Consider the following 2,547-nt stretch of genomic DNA (forward strand, 5'->3'; position numbering starts at 1 on the left):
GACTACATCTCGAACCACGATCTCCCCACCGCATATCGTTCCGCCTCCATCGTTGTCGCCGATCATCATGGTTCGATGCGTTCGCAAGGCTTCGTCGCCAATCGTCTCTTTGACGTGCTCGCCTCCGGCGGGGTCGTGCTGTCCGATGATGTCGGCGGGCTCGACACCATCTTCGGTGACACGATCCCCGCCTATTCCAACGCCGACGAGCTCGAGAGCCAGATTCGAGTGCTTCTCTCGGATTCGCCCCGCCGGCGCCGATTGGCGGCCGCTGGGCGAGAAACCGTGATGGCTCACCACACTCTGGACCACCGCGCGGCGCAGTGGCTGAAGCTTCTCGACGAGATCCGTTCGACGAGTCCCCCGAGAGTTCTCGGTCCCAACCCGATCGATCAACCCGGAGCCGCGGCGCGACCGGACCGTGAAACAGGGCCCTCTGCCCTCGCGCGTCGTGCTTCACCGATACGCAGCCGAGCGCATTCCGCGACTGAGTACCGTGGCGGTTCGATGCCGCACCGACCGGGGCACACGAAGGGCCATGCCACGGTCACCGAGCTCGACGTCCTGGTCATTGCTGAGCTCAGGTTTCCCGGTGGGACATCCACGAGCCTCGTCGAGGAGTTGATCGCCGCTCGAGATGCGGGGTACCGGGTCGGCGTTCTTCACTTGGCGAGCCCTCGGCTGGGGCCCACCGCGTCGGTTCATCCGGGCCTTCGCCGCATCCTCGATGAGGGAATTGCCGATCTGGTCCTTCCGGGTGAATCGGTGCGCGCTCCGTTGACCATCGTGAAACATCCCATGGCGTTTGCGGCCCCGCTCGGTGCCGCGCTGCCGGTGGACACCGACACGGTCATCGTCACCGTCGGACAGGTACCGGCTGACGCGGCAGAGGTCTATTACGACCCGAAGAAGGTGGACGCCAACATCGTGGAGGCGCTCGGCTCCCATCCGAACTGGGCGCCCGTCAGCGCCGCAGTCCGAGCGACCCTGCACGGCGTTGAGGTCGCCGACGATGACTGGACGGAGATCATCGACGTCGATCGATGGCGCCGTCCGGTGGAGAAGCGCGAGCACGACGTTGTCAGTTCAGCAGACGTCACGACCGACCTCGACGACCGGCTCGTCATCGGACGCCACAGCCGCCCGCATCCGCTGAAATGGCCAGGTGAGGCCGAGGTGCTCCGAGCGGTCTACCCCACTGACGGCAGTGTGCGCGTTCGCGTACTCGGCGGAGCCGATGCTGTGAGCGACATTCTTGGCGAAGAGCCCGACGGCTGGGAGGTTTTTCCGTTCGGATCGGTCGCTCCCCGAGAATTCCTTGCCGGTCTGGATGCTTTCGTCTACTACCACCATTCCGACCTCACCGAGGCGTTTGGTCGCACGATCCTCGAAGCCCTCGCCGTCGGCGTGCCGGTCGTGGTTCCCCACCACTTCCGAATGACGTTCGGAGACGCGTGCGTCTACGCCGACGCCGAGTGTGCGTTGGCTCAGTTGCAGATCTTGCTCGACGATCCCGCGGCGCTTCGCGCACATCTCGATCGGACCGACGAAATCGTTCGCACACGTTTCGGCCACGACGCGCACGGAGCTCGCATTCGTCGGCTGGTCGGGCCACCGTCCTCGCGGGTCGGCGACGTGACAACGGCGGCAGTGCCATCACTCGCGCTCGTGCCGCCGGGAATGCGCTCCTCGTACGCGACAACGCTCGTGGTGTGTCTCGGTGCGGCGAACGCCGAGCTCGAAGACGCCATTCGAGTTCTCGACCAACAGCGGCGTCAGGCACCAGGATTCATTCCGATCATCGTCGTCGAAGGGACCAGGCCCCCGCTGGCGGCCGAGCTCGGAATCGAAACGGCCGTGATCACCAGCCAGCTCGAATGGGACCGCGCGCTCGAACCGTGGTCCGTCTACGCCCAGCGACGGCTCCGACAGCTCGCCGTCCATCATCAAGTCGACAATGTCGTGCCGATCGACCTCGCTGGGGTGGGCGGATCGATCGTCTTGCAGATGCGCTCGATCGGTACACCAACGCACATCAAGCCGCGGCAAGATGCGCTCAGCGTGAGCAAGGAGTCGCGCACGAGCGACCAGCGCCGGATTCAGGGGCTGGAGGCCCAGATCACCCGACTTCGCTCGCGCCGATCCCTGCGGCTCGCCGACATGGCTGGGGGCATGCTCCGCGGTGTGCGCGGTCGACTCGACGCCATGCGATCCGCCCGATGACGGACACCGCAACTGATCAGCGGTCGGGACAGGAGCGACGCTGGCATCTTTCAGACGCCTTGATTGGCGCGACGCCGCAGCCGATCGTCGTCAAACCCGAGGTATCTGAGGGTGAGAGCAAGAAGCGTGCGGTGATCGTGGCGGCTGAGGAAGATCCTCGGGCCTCGCCGTCGGCGCCGCTCTGGGTCCGCCTTCTCACCGGGAAGTCACTGGCGTGGCGTCTGCGCCGTGGCCGCAACCGGGTCCGACGGGCGCGTCGTGGTGTGGCCCGGCGAATGAGTCGCTGGATCCGACTCCACCCCGAAATTCGCCGTGCCGCAGCAG

The 2,547-nt window shown here is 65.8% G+C and carries 2 protein-coding genes and 1 pseudogene; all 3 read left to right on the plus strand.

What is annotated here, in order from left to right; translation table 11 throughout:
• Positions 1-48 precede the first annotated feature (48 nt).
• Positions 49-270: pseudogene (locus tag WBV89_RS00405) on the plus strand (glycosyltransferase family protein); the annotation flags it as partial.
• A 237-nt stretch (positions 271-507) separates the two neighbouring features.
• A complete protein-coding gene (locus tag WBV89_RS00410) occupies positions 508-2,223 on the plus strand; it encodes a hypothetical protein (RefSeq protein ID WP_423979370.1) in 1,716 nt (571 codons plus the stop codon).
• Positions 2,220-2,547: hypothetical protein (locus WBV89_RS00415; protein ID WP_423979369.1), on the plus strand; the 328-nt coding region annotated here is incomplete at its 3' end. The genes WBV89_RS00410 and WBV89_RS00415, both read left to right, overlap by 4 nt.

It is taken from the genome of Ilumatobacter sp., from assembly GCF_049588435.1.
Lineage (GTDB): Bacteria > Actinomycetota > Acidimicrobiia > Acidimicrobiales > Ilumatobacteraceae > Ilumatobacter_A.